Origin of the sequence: Pseudomonas edaphica, assembly GCF_005863185.1 — a bacterium.
In the GTDB taxonomy this organism is placed as follows: Bacteria; Pseudomonadota; Gammaproteobacteria; order Pseudomonadales; family Pseudomonadaceae; genus Aquipseudomonas; species Aquipseudomonas edaphica.
The window spans coordinates 1-4,328 of the sequence record NZ_VBVZ01000529.1 but is presented as its reverse complement, the minus strand read 5'-3'; the positions used below and the strand labels follow the sequence as shown (position 1 = coordinate 4,328).

5 protein-coding genes are annotated in these 4,328 nt (G+C 59.9%); all 5 read left to right on the top strand.

Going from position 1 to position 4,328, the window contains the following annotated elements:
• The first annotated feature begins 113 nt into the window (after nt 1-113).
• Genes FEM54_RS25795 through FEM54_RS25775 form a run of 5 tightly spaced genes read left to right on the top strand, consistent with a single transcriptional unit; the run spans nt 114 to nt 4,219 of the window.
• Nucleotides 114-920 carry an alkaline phosphatase family protein gene (locus FEM54_RS25795; RefSeq protein ID WP_138453583.1) on the top strand — a complete coding sequence of 269 codons (807 nt, stop codon included), beginning with the start codon at nt 114-116 and terminating at the stop codon, nt 918-920.
• Nucleotides 899-1,762 (top strand): ABC transporter permease, encoded by an 864-nt coding sequence (locus FEM54_RS25790; protein ID WP_189660912.1) that lies wholly within the window; start codon nt 899-901, stop codon nt 1,760-1,762. Before FEM54_RS25795 ends, FEM54_RS25790 begins: the two co-directional genes overlap by 22 nt.
• The gene (locus FEM54_RS25785; protein WP_138453582.1) at nt 1,749-2,549 is read left to right on the top strand and encodes an ABC transporter permease; all 801 of its coding nucleotides are present in this window, start codon (nt 1,749-1,751) and stop codon (nt 2,547-2,549) included. Before FEM54_RS25790 ends, FEM54_RS25785 begins: the two co-directional genes overlap by 14 nt.
• Complete coding sequence (locus FEM54_RS25780) at nt 2,546-3,535, top strand: ABC transporter ATP-binding protein (RefSeq protein ID WP_010565203.1); 990 nt, start codon at nt 2,546-2,548, stop codon at nt 3,533-3,535. Before FEM54_RS25785 ends, FEM54_RS25780 begins: the two co-directional genes overlap by 4 nt.
• Before the next feature lie 30 nt (nt 3,536-3,565).
• Nucleotides 3,566-4,219, top strand: a complete 654-nt coding sequence (locus tag FEM54_RS25775) for an HAD family hydrolase (RefSeq protein WP_099547875.1) — start codon at nt 3,566-3,568, stop codon at nt 4,217-4,219.
• Nucleotides 4,220-4,328 lie beyond the last annotated feature (109 nt).

Below are 4,328 nucleotides of genomic sequence, written 5' to 3'. Positions count from 1 at the left end.
GAGTCGTCTGCATCGCAGGCAAGCCAGCTCCCACACAATCCCGCTCCCACAGTTTTGACCCCGTTCCCCAAGTGAAATTGAGTCAAGCCTATCGTCGCGGAGCGTCTCCCCCTATGAAGCACAACGTCATCCTTGTGGTGCTCGACGGCCTGAACTACGAGGTTGCCCGACATGCCATGGGGCATCTCCAGGCCTATATCGGCGCAGGACGCGCAGCGCTTTACAAACTGGAATGTGAACTGCCGGCCCTGTCCCGGCCGTTGTATGAATGCATCCTCACCGGCGTGCCCCCGATCGACAGCGGCATTGTCCACAACCATGTCTCGCGCCTGTCCAACCAGCGCAGCATTTTCCATTACGCCACCGATGCGGGCCTCACCACCGCGGCGGCGGCTTACCACTGGGTCAGCGAGTTGTATAACCGCACGCCCTTTGTCGCCGCGCGTGATCGTCATACCGACGACAAGGCGCTGGCGATCCAGCACGGGCATTTCTACTGGAATGACCACTACCCCGACTCACACCTGTTCGCCGATGCCGAAAGCCTGCGGCTCAAGCACGCGCCGAACTTCCTGGTGGTACACCCGATGAACATTGATGACGCCGGCCACAAGCATGGCCTGGATACCGCGCAATACCGCAACAGCGCGCGCTCGGCCGACATCATCCTCGCCGACTACCTGCAAACCTGGCTCGACGCCGGCTACCAGGTGCTGGTGACTGCCGATCACGGCATGAATAACGACCGCTCCCATAACGGTGTGCTGCCGGAAGAACGCGAAGTGCCGTTGTTCGTAATGGGCTCGGCCTTCACCTTCGACCCAGGCGCCATCCCGAAGCAAACCGACCTGTGCGGCACCGTCTGCGAACTGCTCGGTGTGCCCCACGACAAACCCGTATGCCGGGAGCTGCTCAAGTGAACGCCATAACCCGTGGCAAATGGCTGGCGATCCTGTGCCTGGTGCCGTTTGCGCTGTTTTTTATCGTGTTTGAAATCGCCCCGCTGCTGTGGGTAATGATCAACAGCCTGCAGTCGGAGGAGTTCGGCTGGGGCCTGGCCAACTTCACCAAAATCTTCAGTTCGAAGTTCTACCTGCAAGCCATCCAGTACAGCCTGGAGATCAGCTTCTACTCCAGCGTGTTCGGGATCATCATCTCGGTGCTCGGCAGCTACTCATTGCGCCGTGTGGATGGGCCACTGCGTAACTTCGTGACAGCTTTCGCCAACATGACCAGCAACTTTGCCGGCGTGCCCCTGGCCTTCGCGTTCATCATTTTGCTGGGCTTTAACGGCAGCATCACCATCATGCTCAAGCAGGCGGGGATCATTCAGGACTTCAACCTGTACTCCAAGACTGGCCTGATCATTCTGTACACCTACTTCCAGATTCCGCTGGGTGTGCTGCTGCTCTACCCGGCCTTCGACGCCTTGCGCGAAGACTGGCGCGAATCGGCCTCGTTACTCGGCGCCAGCAGCTGGCAGTTCTGGCGGCACATCGGGCTGCCGGTGCTCACTCCGGCCCTGCTGGGCACTTTTGTGATCCTGCTGGCCAACGCCCTCGGCGCCTATGCCACGGTGTATGCATTGACCACCGGCAACTTCAACGTGCTGCCCATTCGTATCGCGGCAATGGTTTCCGGCGACATCTCCCTGGACCCGAACATGGCCAGCGCCCTGGCCGTAGTGCTGGTGGCGCTGATGACCGTGGTCACCGTCGTCCATCAACTGCTGCTCAAGAGGAGCTATCATGTCTCGCGCTGAAGCTGGCTCGACCTCCCTCTACCATCGGGCAGTGGTGTACCTGTTGTTTGCGATCCTGGTATTGCCGCTGGTGGGCACCTTTGTCTACTCCATTGCCAGCAGTTGGTCGGCCACCATCCTGCCCGCCGGTTTTACCGTGAAGTGGTACGTGCAGCTGTGGAGTGACCCGCGCTTTCTGGCCGCCTTCGGTCAGTCACTGCTGGTGTGCGTCGGTGCGCTGATCCTGTCGGTGGTGCTGATTCTGCCGCTGCTGTTCGTGGTGCATTACCACTTTCCCAAGCTCGACGCGCTGATGAACATCCTGATCCTGCTGCCCTTCGCGGTGCCGCCGGTGGTGTCATCGGTGGGCTTGTTGCAACTCTACGGCTCCGGGCCATTTGCGATGGTGGGCACACCGTGGATCCTGATCGGCTGCTACTTCACCGTGGCCTTGCCGTTCATGTACCGCGCGATCACCAACAACCTGCAAGCGATCAACCTGCGTGACCTGATGGACGCCTCGCAGCTGTTGGGCGCCAGCACCTGGCAGGCCGCAATTTTTGTCGTGCTGCCGAACCTGCGCAAAGGCCTGATGGTGGCGCTGTTGCTGTCGTTCTCGTTCCTGTTCGGTGAGTTCGTGTTCGCCAACATCCTCGTGGGCACTCGCTACGAGACCCTGCAGGTGTACCTGAACAACATGCGCAACACGAGCGGCCACTTCACCAGTGCCATCGTCATTTCCTATTTCTTCTTTGTGCTGGTGCTGACCTGGGCCGCCAATATCTTGAACAAGGACAAAAGCCAATGAGCTTCGTCAGCGTCCAACACCTGCAAAAAGGCTACGCCGGCACGCCGGTATTCAGTGACATCAACTGCGAAATCGCCAAGGGTGAATTCGTCACCCTGCTCGGCCCGTCGGGTTGCGGCAAGTCGACCCTGCTGCGCTGCATCGCCGGGCTGACCTCGGTGGACAGCGGCAAGATCCTGCTGGATGGCCAGGACATCGTGCCCTTGAGCCCGCAGAAACGGCACATCGGCATGGTGTTCCAGAGCTACGCCCTGTTCCCCAACATGACCGTGGAACAGAACGTCGCCTTCGGCCTGCGCATGCAAAAGGTCAACGCCGACGACAGCCACAAGCGCGTGCAGGAAGTGCTGCAACTGGTGGAGCTCAAAGAACTCGCCGGCCGCTACCCGCACCAGATGTCCGGCGGCCAGTGCCAGCGTGTGGCCCTCGCCCGCTCGCTGGTGACGCGTCCGCGCCTGCTGTTGCTGGATGAGCCGCTGTCGGCGCTGGATGCACGGATTCGCAAGCACCTGCGCGAGCAGATCCGCCAGATCCAGCGCGAACTGGGCCTGACCACGATTTTCGTGACCCATGACCAGGAAGAAGCGCTGACCATGTCAGACCGCATTTTCCTCATGAACCAGGGCAAAATCGTACAAAGCGGTGATGCCGAGACCCTTTACACTGCGCCCGTGGATGTATTTGCCGCCGGCTTTATCGGCAACTACAACCTGCTTGACGCCGACAAGGCCAGCCAGTTGCTGCAACGGCCTATCAGCGGGCGCATCGCGATTCGCCCGGAAGCCATCGAACTGAGTCGCAGCGGCGAACTCGACGCGCTGGTACGCAGCCACAGTTTGTTGGGCAACGTGATCCGCTATCGCATCGAAGCGCGTGGCGTGGAATTGGTGGTGGACGTGCTCAACCGCTCGGCCGACGATCTGCACCCGGATGGTCAGCGCCTGGCACTTTCCATCGACCCCAGTGCGTTGTGTGAAGTAGCCTGACGCAACGATTGATTTGAGAGAGCGTGACAGATGGCATTGGTAATTTTTGATCTGGACGACACCCTGATCCACGGCGACTGCGCCACCTTGTGGAGCGAACAGATGGGCCGCCTGGGCTGGGTTGACCCAGAGTCGTTCATGCGCCAGAACGACGAACTCATGGCCGCCTACAGCCGCGGCGAGCTGGCCATGGAAGACTTCATGGACTTCAGCCTGGAGCCGATGATCGGGCGCACGCCTGAAGAGATCGCGCATCTGGTCGAACCTTGGGTAGAAGACATCATCGAGCCGCTGATCTACAGCGACGCCACCAAGACCATCGCCCGCCACCGCGCGAAGGGTGACCGGATCCTGGTGATCTCTGCCTCGGGCACGCACCTGGTCACGCCGATTGCGGCACGTATCGGGATTGATGAAGTGCTGGGCATTGACCTGGACCTCAGCCATGGTGTGTACAGCGGCAAGACCGTGGGGGTACTGACTTACCGTGAAGGCAAGATCACCCGGTTGCTGGAATGGTTGAAGCAGGAAGGTGAAAGCCTGGAGGGCGCGTATTTCTACTCGGATTCGCGCAATGATTTGCCGCTGTTGCTGAAGGTGGATCATCCGCAGGTGGTGAACCCGGATCCGGTTTTGCGTGAGCATGCTGAAAAGGCTGGCTGGCCGATTCATCATTGGGTCTGACAGTTTGAATTGAAACCCAATCAACGGTGGGAGCTGGCTTGCCTGCGATAGCGGTGTATCAGATGAAACATTCTTCATTGATGCACCGCTATCGCAGGCAAGCCAGCTC